12 protein-coding genes and 1 pseudogene are annotated in these 12,715 nt (G+C 70.8%); 4 read left to right on the top strand and 9 right to left on the bottom strand.

The genetic code is table 11. The features are described 5' to 3' along the window. The first annotated feature begins 33 nt into the window (after positions 1–33). Complete coding sequence (locus ACIBBB_RS34230; RefSeq protein WP_398989019.1) at positions 34–237, top strand: PspC domain-containing protein; 204 nt, start codon at positions 34–36, stop codon at positions 235–237. A gap of 78 nt (positions 238–315) precedes the next feature. Here the strand turns inward: ACIBBB_RS34230 and ACIBBB_RS34225 are convergent, their stop codons facing one another. Continuing rightward, positions 316–648, bottom strand: a complete 333-nt coding sequence (locus tag ACIBBB_RS34225) for an ATP-binding protein (RefSeq protein WP_398989017.1) — start codon at positions 646–648, stop codon at positions 316–318. 138 nt (positions 649–786) lie between these two features. Then, the gene (locus ACIBBB_RS34220; protein ID WP_398989015.1) at positions 787–1,932 is read right to left on the bottom strand and encodes an adenosine deaminase; all 1,146 of its coding nucleotides are present in this window, start codon (positions 1,930–1,932) and stop codon (positions 787–789) included. 241 nt (positions 1,933–2,173) lie between these two features. On the opposite strand from ACIBBB_RS34220, the gene ACIBBB_RS34215 reads away from it, so the two are divergent. Further along, the gene (locus tag ACIBBB_RS34215; RefSeq protein ID WP_398989058.1) at positions 2,174–2,854 is read left to right on the top strand and encodes an alpha/beta hydrolase; all 681 of its coding nucleotides are present in this window, start codon (positions 2,174–2,176) and stop codon (positions 2,852–2,854) included. Between the two features lie 14 nt (positions 2,855–2,868). Here ACIBBB_RS34215 and ACIBBB_RS34210 read toward each other — a convergent pair whose 3' ends face one another. After that, positions 2,869–3,891 carry a LysR family transcriptional regulator gene (locus ACIBBB_RS34210; protein WP_398989013.1) on the bottom strand — a complete coding sequence of 341 codons (1,023 nt, stop codon included), beginning with the start codon at positions 3,889–3,891 and terminating at the stop codon, positions 2,869–2,871. Between the two features lie 62 nt (positions 3,892–3,953). Between ACIBBB_RS34210 and ACIBBB_RS34205 the strand changes: the two genes are divergently transcribed. Both ACIBBB_RS34205 and ACIBBB_RS34200 read left to right on the top strand, forming a co-directional pair. Further along, the gene (locus ACIBBB_RS34205; protein WP_398989011.1) at positions 3,954–5,258 is read left to right on the top strand and encodes an MFS transporter; all 1,305 of its coding nucleotides are present in this window, start codon (positions 3,954–3,956) and stop codon (positions 5,256–5,258) included. A gap of 187 nt (positions 5,259–5,445) precedes the next feature. Beyond that, a complete protein-coding gene (locus ACIBBB_RS34200) occupies positions 5,446–6,447 on the top strand; it encodes a sigma-70 family RNA polymerase sigma factor (protein WP_398989009.1) in 1,002 nt (333 codons plus the stop codon). Positions 6,448–6,530: 83 nt separating this feature from the next. On the opposite strand, the pseudogene ACIBBB_RS34195 reads toward ACIBBB_RS34200, so the two are convergent. The 6 genes and pseudogenes from ACIBBB_RS34195 to ACIBBB_RS34170 form a co-directional block, all read right to left on the bottom strand. After that, a pseudogene (locus tag ACIBBB_RS34195) lies at positions 6,531–6,785 on the bottom strand (STAS domain-containing protein); the annotation flags it as partial. Positions 6,786–6,976: 191 nt separating this feature from the next. Beyond that, positions 6,977–8,254 (bottom strand): thymidine phosphorylase, encoded by a 1,278-nt coding sequence (locus tag ACIBBB_RS34190; protein WP_398989007.1) that lies wholly within the window; start codon positions 8,252–8,254, stop codon positions 6,977–6,979. A gap of 30 nt (positions 8,255–8,284) precedes the next feature. Continuing rightward, positions 8,285–8,695, bottom strand: coding sequence for a cytidine deaminase (locus ACIBBB_RS34185; protein ID WP_398989005.1), 411 nt, complete (start codon positions 8,693–8,695; stop codon positions 8,285–8,287). After that, on the bottom strand, positions 8,692–9,957 hold the full coding sequence (locus ACIBBB_RS34180; RefSeq protein WP_398989003.1) for an ABC transporter permease: 1,266 nt from the start codon (positions 9,955–9,957) through the stop codon (positions 8,692–8,694). Before ACIBBB_RS34180 ends, ACIBBB_RS34185 begins: the two co-directional genes overlap by 4 nt. Then, positions 9,954–11,126 (bottom strand): ABC transporter permease, encoded by a 1,173-nt coding sequence (locus tag ACIBBB_RS34175; protein ID WP_398989001.1) that lies wholly within the window; start codon positions 11,124–11,126, stop codon positions 9,954–9,956. The genes ACIBBB_RS34180 and ACIBBB_RS34175 overlap by 4 nt, the downstream gene beginning before the upstream one ends. Further along, a complete protein-coding gene (locus tag ACIBBB_RS34170; protein WP_398989056.1) occupies positions 11,126–12,652 on the bottom strand; it encodes an ABC transporter ATP-binding protein in 1,527 nt (508 codons plus the stop codon). The genes ACIBBB_RS34175 and ACIBBB_RS34170 overlap by 1 nt, the downstream gene beginning before the upstream one ends. Positions 12,653–12,715 lie beyond the last annotated feature (63 nt).

Below are 12,715 nucleotides of genomic sequence, written 5' to 3'. Positions count from 1 at the left end.
GGCTCCCCCCACGGACTCGCGAAGGAGCCCATCATGTCTGCGATTGCCCGCCCCCGTGAGGGTCGCATGATCGGTGGAGTGTGCGCGGCGCTGGCACGGCGCTTCGGCACCTCCGCGAACACCATCCGTGTGATCTTCCTGGCCTCGTGTCTGCTGCCCGGCCCGCAGTTCCTGCTCTACCTGGCGCTGTGGGCGTTCCTGCCGAGCCAGAGGACCGCGTCCGACACGGCCTGGTGAAATTCTTCGCACAGACGAAAGGCGGGGCTTCACCCGGATCACCGGTGAAGCCCCGCCTCCGCGTGTACGGCCGTCGTCCTAGCCGAGGGGCAGCGTGCCGAGCGGGAGGCCGCCCAGCAGGCCCGTGAGGGGGTTGGCGGCGGTGAGGGCGGAGAGCGCCGTGGGGGCGGTCTGCTGGACCGTACCGAGGCCGCTGCCGAGCGCGCTGCGGGCGGCGGTCAGGCCCTCTCCGGTGCCGTCGGGGAGACCGCTGGTGAGGGACTCCGTCGGCAGGTTCTTCGTGACACTGTCCAGAGCGCCACCGGCGTCCGGGGCGGCGGGCGCGGCGGCGGACGCGCTACCGGCGGCGGTGGCGGCGAAGGCGGCACCGAGAGCGGCGACGCCGAGTGTCTTGGCAGCGGACTGCTTCATAGGAGATGTCGTCCCTTGGGGAATGGGGAATGTGAGCGGCTCCGCAAGTTAGCCATCGCCGCGCACCGCCCGCAAACACCTCGAAGTGGGCCGGACTTCGTGTCCCGGCCCGCTTCCGTACGACGGTGATCGGCCCGCTCAGCCGAGAGAATCGCTGGTCGTGGCGGTTTGAGTGAACAGCCATTCGGATTTCAACTCGGCGTATCCGGGCTTGATCACGTCGTTGATCATGGCCAGTCGTTCATCGAAAGGAATGAATGCTGATTTCATCGCATTGACCGAGAACCACTGCATGTCGTCGAGCGTGTAGTCGAACGCCTCGACCAGCAGCTCGAATTCACGGCTCATGCTCGTGCCGCTCATGAGCCGGTTGTCGGTGTTCACCGTCGCCCGGAAATGCAGTTTGCGGAGCAGGCCGATGGGGTGTTCGGCGATCGACGCGGCGGCGCCGGTCTGGAGGTTGGAGCTCGGGCAGAGTTCCAGCGGGATGCGCTTGTCGCGTACGTAGGAGGCGAGCCGCCCGAGTGTCACCGAGCCGTCGTCGGCGACCTCGATGTCGTCGATGATGCGCACGCCGTGGCCGAGCCGGTCGGCGCCGCACCACTGGAGGGCCTGCCAGATCGACGGGAGGCCGAACGCCTCGCCCGCGTGGATGGTGAAGTGGTTGTTCTCGCGCTTCAGGAACTCGAACGCGTCGAGGTGACGGGTGGGCGGGAAGCCCGCCTCCGCGCCGGCGATGTCGAAGCCGACGACGCCCGAGTCCCGGTAGCGGTTGGCCAGTTCGGCGATCTCCAGGGCGCGGGCCGCGTGCCGCATCGCGGTCAGCAGGGCGCCGACGCGAATACGGCGGCCGGCCTGGCGGGCACGGCGCTCGCCCTCCTTGAAGCCCTCGTTGACGGCCTCCACGACCTCTTCGAGGCTGAGGCCGCCCTCCAGGTGCTGCTCGGGGGCGTACCGCACCTCCGCGTACACGACGCCGTCCGACGCCAGGTCCTCGGCGCACTCGGCGGCGACCCGGACGAGGGCGTCGCGGGTCTGCATGACGGCGCAGGTGTGCGCGAACGTCTCCAGATACCGCTCCAGCGAGCCGGAGTCGGCCGCCTCTCGGAACCAGAGGCCGAGCTTGTCGGGCTCCGTCTCGGGAAGGCCGTCGTAGCCCGCCCCACGAGCGAGTTCGACGATCGTGCCCGGGCGCAGGCCCCCGTCGAGATGGTCGTGGAGGAGCACCTTGGGGGCGCGGCGGATCTGGTCGGCCGTAAGAGGTCGGTAGGTCTGGCTCGTCATCTGCGCAGCCTATCTCCTACGCGCGTAGAGGACCTGTTGCCGATACCCAACAGTGACCGTGCGTAGGGGCGCCGTACACCTCACCTTCTGAGACTGTTCTGCCATGGGACAGCAGGAGGTTCCCGGCCCCGGCGGGCGCACGCCGGGGCGCGGCGCAGGAATGCGTGGGCGTCGTACGGAGTCACAGGCACGGCTGGGGCGGGCGGTCTCCGCGCCGACCGCGCCACCGGAGGTCGGCGGAGTGGTTCTCGTACTGCCGCCGGGCGAACTCATATCCGCACGTGGGCCCTCGGCTGTCGCCTACGCGTCGATGCTGCCCCTGGCGCGGACGCTGGCCCGCGCGGGCGCGCGTGAGGGGCTGCTGGTGCACATGGTCCGCTACCGCTCGCGCGGCTGGAACGGCGCCGACGCGCAGCTCTCGGCGGACGCCGGGTGGGCGGCGGAGGAGGTCGTACGGCGCTACGGCGACGTGCCGGTCTGCCTGGCCGGGCACGGCATGGGCGGGCGGGCCGCGCTGCGGGCCGCCGGACACCCGGCCGTCAACTCCGTGCTGGCGATGGCGCCCTGGCTGCCGGACGGGACGGCGGACGACGGGCCGGAGCCGGTGACCCAGCTCGCGGGCAGGCAGGTGCTGATCGTGCACGGCACCAACGACGAGCGCAGCGACCCCGAGCTGTCCTACCGGCTGGCGGAGCGGGCCAGGAAGGCCAACCGGCACACCTGCCGCTTCGAGGTCCACTCGGACGGGCACGCGCTTCGCCAGCATCACAGTGAAGTCCTGGCGCTCGCGGCGGACTTCGTCCTGGGAGCGCTGCTCACGCGGACGTACTCGCGGCCCGTCGCCGACGCGCTGGCCGCGCCGCCGCCGCTGGGGCTGCGCATGCCGCTCGCGGCGGGCTTCGGACGGTCGCTTCGGCCGTAGGAGCCGAACTCCCTTCAGCCGGGGAGCAGATGGCCCCGGCGGGAGAGCAGGAAGCGCTTGAAGGCCGCCACCGGCGGGGTGTCGGGGTGGCCGTCGAGCCAGGCGACGCCGACCTCGCGCACCGCGCGGGGCGCGGTGACGGTCAGCTCCACGACGCCGGGGCGCGCCACCGCCGGGGGCGGCAGCAGCGCGACGCCGAGGCCCGCGGCGACCAGTCCGCGCAGGGTCTCGGCCTCCTCTCCCTCGAAGGCGACGCGGGGGCGGAACCCGGCGGCCTCACAGAGGTCGTCGGTGATACGGCGCAGCCCGTAACCGGGTTCCAGGGTCACGAACGTCTCGTCGGACGCCTCGGCGAGACGGATGCGTCTGCGGCCGGCCAGACGGTGGTCGTCGGGGACGACGAGACGCAGCCGCTGTTCGTCCAGGCGGCGGGCCACCAGGTCGGGGGCCTCGGGGATCGGGGAGGTGAGGCAGAGGTCCAGCTCGCCCCTGCGGAGGCGTTCGATCATCGCTTCGCCGTAGTTCTGGACGAGTTGGAAGCGGACGCGGGGGTGGTCGGCGCGGAAGGCGCGGATCAGTTCGGGGACGGTCTCGGACCCCATGGTGTGCAGGAATCCGAAGGCGACCTTGCCCGAGGCGGGGTCGGCGTCGGCGCGTACGGATTCGGCCGCCCGTTCCACCTCGGCGAGCGCGCCTTCTACGGAGGTGAGGAAGGCGCGGCCGGCGGGGGTGAGTGAGACCGTACGGCCCTTGCGGGCGAACAGGGCGACTCCCAGGTCCTGTTCGAGCCGGACCATCGCGCGCGAGAGGGTGGACTGCGGGACGTTCATCTCGTGCGCGGCGCGGGTGACGTGCTCGTGGCGCGCGACGCCCGCGAACTGGGCGAGCCGGGGCGCCAGCAGCGCGGACCACGACTCGGGGTCGAGACCGGCGGGCGCCGCGGAGGGGGCGGCGGCGGGCGCCGGGATCGACGGTGCGGTGTCTTGTGCGTAACCGCTTGATGACGGGCGGGGCTCGGACCTGCGTTGATGCGCCATGGGAACGATTATGGCGATTCCATGCATTGGACGCATGAGATCCGCGTCCGTACGTTCGTCGTATGCCCGACGTCAGTACAGAGGCGCCCGTCCGTACGGGTGCCCTCGCCTCCGCGCCCGCCGAACCTCCGAACGACGCATCCCGGACTCCCGGCCCTCTGACTCCCGGCCGCCCCGGCTACCGCCGGATGAGCTTCGCCCTCTTCGCCGCCGGGGTCGCGGCCTTCGCGCTGCTCTACTCCACGCAGGCGCTGCTGCCCGCCATCTCCGCAGGTCTCGATGTGAGCGCGGGGCAGGCCAGTTGGACGGTGTCGGCCGCCACGGGCGCGCTCGCGCTCTTCGTACTGCCGCTCAGCGCGCTGTCCGAGCGCTTCGGCAGGCGCACGCTGATGACCGTGTCGCTGACGGTCGCGGTGGCCGTCGGACTGCTCGTGCCGTTCGCGCCGAGCCTTCAGTGGCTGATCGCGCTGCGCGCCGTCCAGGGCGCGGCGCTGGCCGGGCTGCCCGCGTCGGCGATGGCGTATCTCGCGGAAGAAGTACGGCCCAGGGCACTGGTGGGGGCGATCGGACTGTTCGTCGCGGGCAACAGCATCGGCGGCATGAGCGGCCGGATCGTGGCCGGCTGGATCAGCCAGCTGTGGGGCTGGCGCGCCGCGCTCGCGGCGGTCGGACTGATCGCCCTGGTGTGCGCGGTGATCTTCCGCGTGCTGCTCCCCAAGGCCCGCAACTTCGCCCCGGCGACCCTGAACCCGCTCGCGCTGGCGAAGACCGTCGGCCGCCATCTCACCGATCCGCTGCTGCGCAGGCTGTACGCGATCGGCGCGCTCTTCATGACCGTGTTCGGCGCGGTCTACACGGCGATCGGATTCCGGCTCGTTCAGGAGCCGTTCAACCTCCCGCAGGGCGTGATCGGTTCGATCTTCCTGGTCTATCTCGTCGGTACGCTCTCGTCGGCCGCGGCCGGGAAGCTGGTGGGGCGGCTGGGACGGCGCGGCGCGCTGTATCTGGCGGTCGGCACGACGGCGGCGGGACTGCTGCTGTCGCTGGCCGACTCGCTCGGCGCCGTACTGCTCGGCCTGGTCCTGATCACAGCGGGCTTCTTCGCGGGCCACGCGGTCGCCTCGTCGGCCGTGAGCCGGACGGCGAAGACGGGCCGCGCGCAGGCGTCGGCGCTCTACCAGAGCGCGTACTACGTGGGCAGCAGCGCGGGCGGCACGCTGGGCGCCGTGGCGTTCCACGCGGGCGGCTGGGGGGCGACGGTGGCGCTCGGGCTGCTCGCGGTGCTCGGCGTGGTCTCGGTGACGCTGTACGGGACGCACGCGGCCCGCACGGAGCGCCGGGCCCTCGCCGTGGCGTCCGGCCGTTAGAACGCCGCTGGAGCGGACGCGGGGTCGACGCACGGTCGCGGAACGCTCGCGTGGAACGCCGGGCACCCTCGAACGCGGCTGCACACCCTGGGCGGGACCAGGCAGCTTTCCCCGTAGCGCGGCGATTGTCAGTGGGCTGCGGTAGCTTCCGGGGAACTGGTTCCAAAGGGGGCGACTGGGGTGACCGATGAGTGATCTGGCTACGACACAGGACCTTGATTCCCGGCTGGAGAAGCACAGGACCGAGCTGACCGGGTACTGCTACCGGATGCTGGGCTCCGCCTTCGAGGCCGAGGACGCCGTGCAGGACACGATGGTGCGTGCCTGGCGGAGCTTCGACAAGTTCGAGGGCCGCTCGTCGCTGCGCTCGTGGCTCTACCGCATCGCGACGAACGTGTGCCTGGACATGCTGAACGCGGGCAATCGACGGGCCCGGCCGATGGATCTTTCGGAGGCGACCCCGGTGTCCCAGGCGAAGCTGAACTCACGTCCGGAGGTCACCTGGCTGGAGCCGGTCCCCGACGGCCGGGTGCTGCCCTCCGTGGTCGACCCCGCCGAGACGGCTGTGGAGCGGGAGACGATCCGGCTCGCCTTCGTCGCCGCGCTCCAGCATCTGCCGCCGAAGCAGCGGGCCGTGCTGATCCTGCGCGAGGTGCTGGCGTGGAAGGCGAGCGAGGTCGCCGAACTGCTGGAGACGACAGTCGCCTCGGTCAACAGCGCGCTCCAGCGGGCCCGCGCGACGATCGCCGAGTCGGAACCGGCGGCGACCGACGCGTCGGACCCGCTCGACGAGGAGCAGAAAGAGCTCCTGGAGCGGTACGTGGCCGCGTTCGAGGGCTATGACATGAAGGCGCTGACCGCGCTCCTCCACGAGGACGCGACGCTCTCCATGCCCCCGTACGACCTGTGGCTGCGCGGGCACGACAACATCGTGGGCTGGATGCTCGGTGTCGGCTCGGTCTGCCGCGGTTCCAAGCTGGTGCCGACGGTCGCCAACGGCACGCCCGCCTTCGCGCACTACCACCCGAGCCCGGACGGCGACGGGTATGTGCCGTGGGCGCTCATGGTCATCGAGATCAGCGAGGGCAAGGTCACGGGGATCAACTCGTTCCTGGACACCGAGCGTTGGTTCCCGCTGTTCGACCTCCCGGCGCGCCTGGAGAGGGACGAGCGGCAGGCCCGGCCGTAGGACGGCCGGGGGGGATCGGGGCCCGTCTCCACCGGGCCGCCCCGGGGTTCGTCGGACCGGACGATGTCCGTCAGTCCGACGAGCTCCAGCAGCAGGAGCAGCTCGGGCCCCGCGCCCCGCAGCCGGATCCGGCAGCCGCGTCTGCGGGCGACGAGTTGCAGTCGGGCCAGGGCGTTCACGGTGGCCACGGTCGGCCGGCCGAGCTCGCCGACGTCGCAGACCGCGTCGGTGGCGTCGCTGTCCCTCAGCCGTGCGGCCAGCTGGTCGCAGAGCCGCGGGACATCGGCCGCGGTGATCGGTCCGCGCAGGGCGAGGAGGATCGTGTTGGTGGCTTCCACAACCAATGAGACCGGCGCGGGGGCCGGAACTCATCGCAGTGCGCCGGACACGGTCCGTGCGAGGTGTCTCCGGGCCTGAGCCCGTGCGGTGAGCCGGAAAAGCCCACCGGGGCCGACCGGTGACCGAGCTCACGGACCCGGCCGGTGACCGGTCCGTCCTCGGCCGCCGAACGGGCTGGACGTACGGTCCCTCAGGCGATCCGGTCGAGCACGATCGGGGCCGCGCTGAACGCGGTTCCGGCCGGAGCGATGTCGTACGCCGCCGTCAGCGAGTCGAGCGCGTAGTCGAACTTTTCCGGGGTGTCGGTGTGCAGCGTGAGCAGCGGCTGCCCGGCCGTCACGGTGTCGCCCGGCTTGGCGTGCAGCTCCACGCCCGCCCCCGCCTGGACCGCGTCCTCCTTGCGGGCGCGGCCCGCGCCCAGGCGCCAGGCGGCGACGCCGACGTCGTACGCGTCGAGCCGGGTCAGCACACCCGAGGACGGCGCGGTGAGCACCTGGCGCTCGCGCGCCACCGGGAGCGCCACGTCCGGGTCGCCGCCCTGGGCCGCGATCATCCGCCGCCAGACGTCCATGGCCGAGCCGTCGGCCAGCGCCTTCGCCGGGTCGGTGTCCGGCAGCCCGGCGGCGTCCAGCATTTCCCGGGCCAGGGCCAGCGTCAGCTCGACCACGTCGGCCGGGCCGCCGCCCGCGAGGACCTCGACCGACTCGCGTACCTCCAGGGCGTTGCCCGCCGTCCGGCCGAGCGGGGTCGCCATGTCGGTGAGCAGCGCCACGGTCCGTACGCCGTGGTCGGTGCCGAGGCCGACCATCGTCGCGGCCAGCTCTCGCGCGTCCTCGACCGTCTTCATGAAGGCGCCGGAGCCGACCTTGACGTCCAGGACGAGTGAGCCGGTGCCCTCGGCGATCTTCTTCGACATGATCGAGGAGGCGATGAGCGGGATCGCCTCGACGGTCCCGGTGACGTCGCGCAGCGCGTACAGCTTCTTGTCGGCGGGAGCCAGACCGTCACCGGCGGCGCAGATCACGGCGCCGACGGAGTCCAGCACTTTCAGCATCTGCGCGTTGGAGATCCCGGCGCGCCAGCCGGGGATGGACTCCAGCTTGTCGAGGGTGCCCCCGGTGTGGCCGAGGCCGCGTCCGCTGAGCTGCGGAACGGCCGCTCCACAAGCGGCGACCAGCGGCGCGAGCGGCAGTGTGATCTTGTCGCCCACGCCGCCGGTGGAGTGCTTGTCGGCGGTGGGGCGGGAGAGCGACGAGAAGTCCATGCGCTCACCGGAGGCGATCATGGCCGCCGTCCAGTGGGCGATCTCCGTGCGGTTCATGCCGTTCAGCAGGATCGCCATGGCGAGCGCGGACATCTGCTCGTCGGCGACATCACCACGCGTGTAGGCGTCGATGACCCAGTCGATCTGCTCGGGGCTCAGCTCGCCGCGGTCCCGCTTGGTGCGGATGACGGAGATGACGTCCATGGATTTCCTTAGCGCGGGTGCGAGTTGGTGTTATCCGAGGTGCTGCCGGCCGAAGGCCTGGGGCAGCATCTCGGAGAGCGGGAGGATCCCGGCCGGGGTGTCCAGCAGCAGTCCGGGCCCGCCGGACTCGGAGAGCAGCTGACGGCACCGGCCGCACGGCACGAGCGGTTCGCCCGCGCCGTCGACGCACGTGAAGTGCGTCAGCCGCCCGCCGCCCGTCGCGTGGAGCTGGGAGACGAGCCCGCACTCGGCGCAGAGGCCGACGCCGTACGAGGCGTTCTCGACGTTGCAGCCGGTGACGGTCCTGCCGTCGTCCACCAGGGCGGCGGCGCCGACCGGGTAGCCCGAATACGGCGCGTACGCACGGGACATGGCGTCCCGTGCCGCCGCGCGCAGAGTCTCCCAGTCAACGCCGCCGCCATCCGCTTCGGTGTCCGTCATGTGCCCTGGCCTCTTCGATAGGTCATGCCGTTGGCCTTGGGCATCCGCAGCCGTTGCGCGGACAGGGCCAGGACCAGCAGCGTCGTCACATACGGCGCCGCGTCGACGAACTGGCTCGGCACCTGGTCCGTCAGGGCGTACCAGAGGAACAGCAGCGCGGCGACGACCGCCGAGATCACGGCCGAGACGTAACGGCGCTTGTAGAGCTGCCAGCCCACGACGAACACCAGCAGGATCGCCAGCAGAAGCAGCATGGCGTGCACGTTCTCCGCGCCGCCGCGCAGCTTGAGGCTGTCGGTGAAGCCGAACAGCCCGGCGCCCAGCGCCATGCCGCCCGGCATCCAGTTGCCGAAGATCATCGCGGCGAGACCGATGTAACCGCGGCCGCCGGTCTGGTTCTCCTGGTAGATGCCGGTGGCGACGATCGCCAGGAAGGCACCGCCGAGTCCGGCGAGGCCGCCCGAGACGGTGACGGCGATGTACTTGTACTTGTAGACGTTCACGCCGAGCGTCTCGGCGGCGATCGGGTTCTCGCCGCAGGAGCGCAGCCGCAGTCCGAACGACGTGTGCCACAGGATCCACCAGGTGCCCGGGATCAGCAGGACGGCGACGATCGTCAGCAGGGACAGGCCCGTCACCAGACCGCCGAGCACTCCGGCCAGGTCGGAGATCAGGAACCAGTGTCTCTGCTGGAGATCCACCAGCCCGTCGGAGAGCCCCGGAATGGTGATCTCGGTGATCGAGTCGATGCGTGGGGACTGCTTGGAGGAGCCGCCGGGCTCGTTGGCGAAGGTGAAGTTGGAGAGGTAGCGGGTCACGCCGACGGCGAGGATGTTGATGGCCACACCGGAGACGATGTGGTTCACGCCGAAGGTGACGGTGACGATCGCGTGCAGCAGACCGCCGAGCGCCCCGCCCAGGATGCCGAACAGCACACCGACCCAGGGGCCCCACTGGAATCCGGCCCAGGCGCCGAACCAGGTGCCGAGGACGAGCATCCCTTCGAGGCCGATGTTGATGACGCCCGCGCGCTCGGCCCACAGGCCGCCGAGTCCGGCGAGGCCGATGGGGACGGCGAGTTCGAGCGCGCCGGCCACCTGTCCTACGGAGGTGATGTCCTCGGCGCCGCTGATGAGCCGGACCAGGGAGATCAGGGCCAGCCCGCAGGCGATGATCAGCAGGATTATGGGAAGGGTGAGCTTGCGCCGCCCGCGGCCCTTCTTGGGAGCCGCACTCGCTGCGGTAACGGTTTTGGTCTTCACAGGGCAGCCCCCTTGTCGTCCTTGGAAACGGAGTCGGAGCCGGGCCCGGAACCAGGTCCGGAGTCGGCCTCGGTCCGGATCGCGCCGCCCGCCGCGAGTTCCTCGCCGACCTTCTGCTGCTGGCGGCGGAGACCGTACCGGCGGACCAGTTCATAGCTGACCACGACCGAGATCACGATCAGGCCCTGCATGATCGTCGCGATCTCCTTCTCGTACCCGAACTGGTCGAGGGAGGCGGACGACTTGTCGAGGAACGCGATCAGCAGCGCGCTGAACGCGATCCCCAGCGGGTGGTTGCGGCCCAGCAGCGCGATGGTGATGCCGGTGAAGCCGATACCGGTGGGGAAGTCGAGGCTGTACGTATGGGTGTCGCCGAGCAGCGTCGGCATACCGACCAGGCCGGCGATCCCGCCGGAGATCAGCATCGACGTGAGGACCATCTTCTTGGCGTCGACGCCGGACGCCTGCGCGGCGCTCTCGCTGGCGCCGGTGGCGCGCAGGTCGAAGCCGAAGCGGGTACGGCCGAGGACGAACCAGTAGATGACACCGCAGAGCGCGGCGACGAAGGTGAAGCCGTAGATCTCGCCGGCCTCGGCGCCCATGTTCAGGCCGGGGAACCAGCCGGACGACGGGATCTCGCCGGTGGTCAGGTTGTTGGAGCCGGGCGGCTGCTCACCGAAGTTCTTGGGCAGGATCAGCCAGGCGACGAGGCTGGTCGCGATCGAGTTGAGCATGATCGTGGAGACGACCTCGCTCACCCCGCGCGTGGTCTTGAGGATGCCCGCGATACCGGACCAGAAGGCGCCGACGAGCATCGCCGTGACGACGATGAGCGCGATCTGGAGCGGTCCCGGCAGGTTCACGCTGGCACCGACGAGCGCCGCTATCATCGCGGCGAGGCGGTACTGGCCGTCGACCCCGATGTTGAAGAGGTTCATCCGGAAGCCGACGGCGACGGCGAGCGCGGCGAGGTAGTACGTACCGGCCTGGTTGACGATCAGGACCTGTACGTCGACGTAGCTCGCCGACTCGAACATGATCCGGTACGGCTCCCACGGGTTGGTGCCCGAGACGAGCAGCACCACCGTGGTGAGGGCGATGGCGACGACCAGCGCGAGCACCGGGCCGGCGAGGCCCAGGATCAGCCGGTCCTTGTCGAACTTCTTCATCAGGCCTCGTCCTCCGGGGCTGCCTTGAGGTGACCGCCGGCGGCGCCGGTCATGGCGGTGCCCAGCTCCTCCGGGGTGATGGTCGCGGGGTCCGCGTCGGCGACGAGCCTGCCGCGGTACATCACGCGCAGGGTGTCGGAGAGCCCGATCAGCTCGTCCAGGTCGGCGGAGATCAGCAGCACCGCGAGCCCGTCGTGGCGGGCGGCCTTGATCTGGTCCCAGATCTGGGCCTGCGCCCCGACGTCGACACCGCGCGTCGGGTGGGCGGCGATCAGCAGCTTCGGGCTGTGGCTCATCTCGCGGCCGACGATCAGCTTCTGCTGGTTGCCGCCGGAGAGGGACGCGGCCGTGACATCGATGCCGGGGGTGCGGACGTCGTACTCGACCACGATGCGCTTGGTGTCGGTCCGCGCGGCCTTGGGGTCGAGGAGTCCGCGCCGGCTGTTGGGGCGCTCGGTGACATGGCCGAGGATGCGGTTCTCCCACAGGGGCGCCTCCAGCAGCAGTCCGTGCCGGTGCCGGTCCTCGGGGATGTAGCCGATGCCGCCCTCACGGCGCTCGCGGGTGGGCGCGTGCGAGATGTCGGCGGTGCCGAGGGTGATCACGCCGCCGTCGGGGTCGCGCAGGCCCATCAGCGTCTCGATCAGCTCGGTCTGCCCGTTGCCCTCGACGCCCGCGATGCCCAGGACCTCGCCGCGGTGGATGGTGAAGCCGATCTCGGCGAGCACCTCGCGTACGACACCGTCGGAGTCGGTGGCGGTGAGCCGCAGGCCCGCGACCTTGAGCACCGGTACGTCGGTGACCGTCGACTCGCGGGTCTCGGGCGAGGGGAGTTCGGTGCCGACCATCAGCTCGGCGAGCTGCTTGGTGGTGGTGTTGGCGGGGTCGGCCGTGCCCACGGTCGTACCGCGCCGGATGACGGTGATGTCGTCGGCGACGGACAGCACCTCGCCCAGCTTGTGCGAGATGAAGATGACGGTGAGGCCCTCGGCCTTGAGCTCGCGCAGGTTGTCGAAGAGCGCGTCGACCTCCTGCGGGACGAGGACCGCGGTGGGCTCGTCGAGGATGAGGATGCGGGCGCCCCGGTAGAGGACCTTGAGGATCTCCACACGCTGGCGGTCGGCGACGCCGAGGTCTTCGACGAGGGCGTCGGGACGGACGCCGAGACCGTACGCGCCGGAGATCTCGTTGATCTTGTTCCGCGCCCCCTGGCCGATGCCGTGCAGCTTCTCGGCCCCCAGTACGACGTTCTCCAGGACCGTGAGGTTGTCGGCCAGCATGAAGTGCTGGTGCACCATGCCGATGCCACGCGCGATGGCGTCGGCCGGGCTGTTGAAGGTGACCTGCGAGCCGTCGACGGTGATGGTCCCCTCGTCCGGCTTCTGCATGCCGTAAAGGATCTTCATCAGGGTCGACTTGCCGGCACCGTTCTCACCGACGAGGGCGTGCACGGTGCCCTTGTCGATGGTGATGCCGATGTCGTGGTTGGCGACGACGCCGGGGAACCGCTTGGTGATGCCGTGCAGTTCTACGGCGGGGGGACTGCTGGACGCGTTGATGACGCACTCTCCTTGGCCGGAAAGGAGCTG

Origin of the sequence: Streptomyces sp. NPDC051217, from assembly GCF_044455465.1 — a bacterium.
Lineage (GTDB): Bacteria > Actinomycetota > Actinomycetes > Streptomycetales > Streptomycetaceae > Streptomyces.
This window is presented reverse-complemented; position numbering and strand designations above follow the sequence as displayed.

What these genes read in the sequence shown, in the direction of transcription:
- ACIBBB_RS34190 (WP_398989007.1), bottom strand. Translation starts at nt 8,254, where the DNA reads ATGGACGTCATCTCCGTCATCCGCACCAAGCGGGACCGCGGCGAGCTG.
- ACIBBB_RS34175 (WP_398989001.1), bottom strand. Translation starts at nt 11,126, where the DNA reads ATGAAGAAGTTCGACAAGGACCGGCTGATCCTGGGCCTCGCCGGCCCG.
- ACIBBB_RS34230 (WP_398989019.1), top strand. Translation starts at nt 34, where the DNA reads ATGTCTGCGATTGCCCGCCCCCGTGAGGGTCGCATGATCGGTGGAGTG.
- ACIBBB_RS34220 (WP_398989015.1), bottom strand. Translation starts at nt 1,932, where the DNA reads ATGACGAGCCAGACCTACCGACCTCTTACGGCCGACCAGATCCGCCGC.
- ACIBBB_RS34200 (WP_398989009.1), top strand. Translation starts at nt 5,446, where the DNA reads ATGAGTGATCTGGCTACGACACAGGACCTTGATTCCCGGCTGGAGAAG.
- ACIBBB_RS34205 (WP_398989011.1), top strand. Translation starts at nt 3,954, where the DNA reads ATGCCCGACGTCAGTACAGAGGCGCCCGTCCGTACGGGTGCCCTCGCC.
- ACIBBB_RS34225 (WP_398989017.1), bottom strand. Translation starts at nt 648, where the DNA reads ATGAAGCAGTCCGCTGCCAAGACACTCGGCGTCGCCGCTCTCGGTGCC.
- ACIBBB_RS34210 (WP_398989013.1), bottom strand. Translation starts at nt 3,891, where the DNA reads ATGGCGCATCAACGCAGGTCCGAGCCCCGCCCGTCATCAAGCGGTTAC.
- ACIBBB_RS34185 (WP_398989005.1), bottom strand. Translation starts at nt 8,695, where the DNA reads ATGACGGACACCGAAGCGGATGGCGGCGGCGTTGACTGGGAGACTCTG.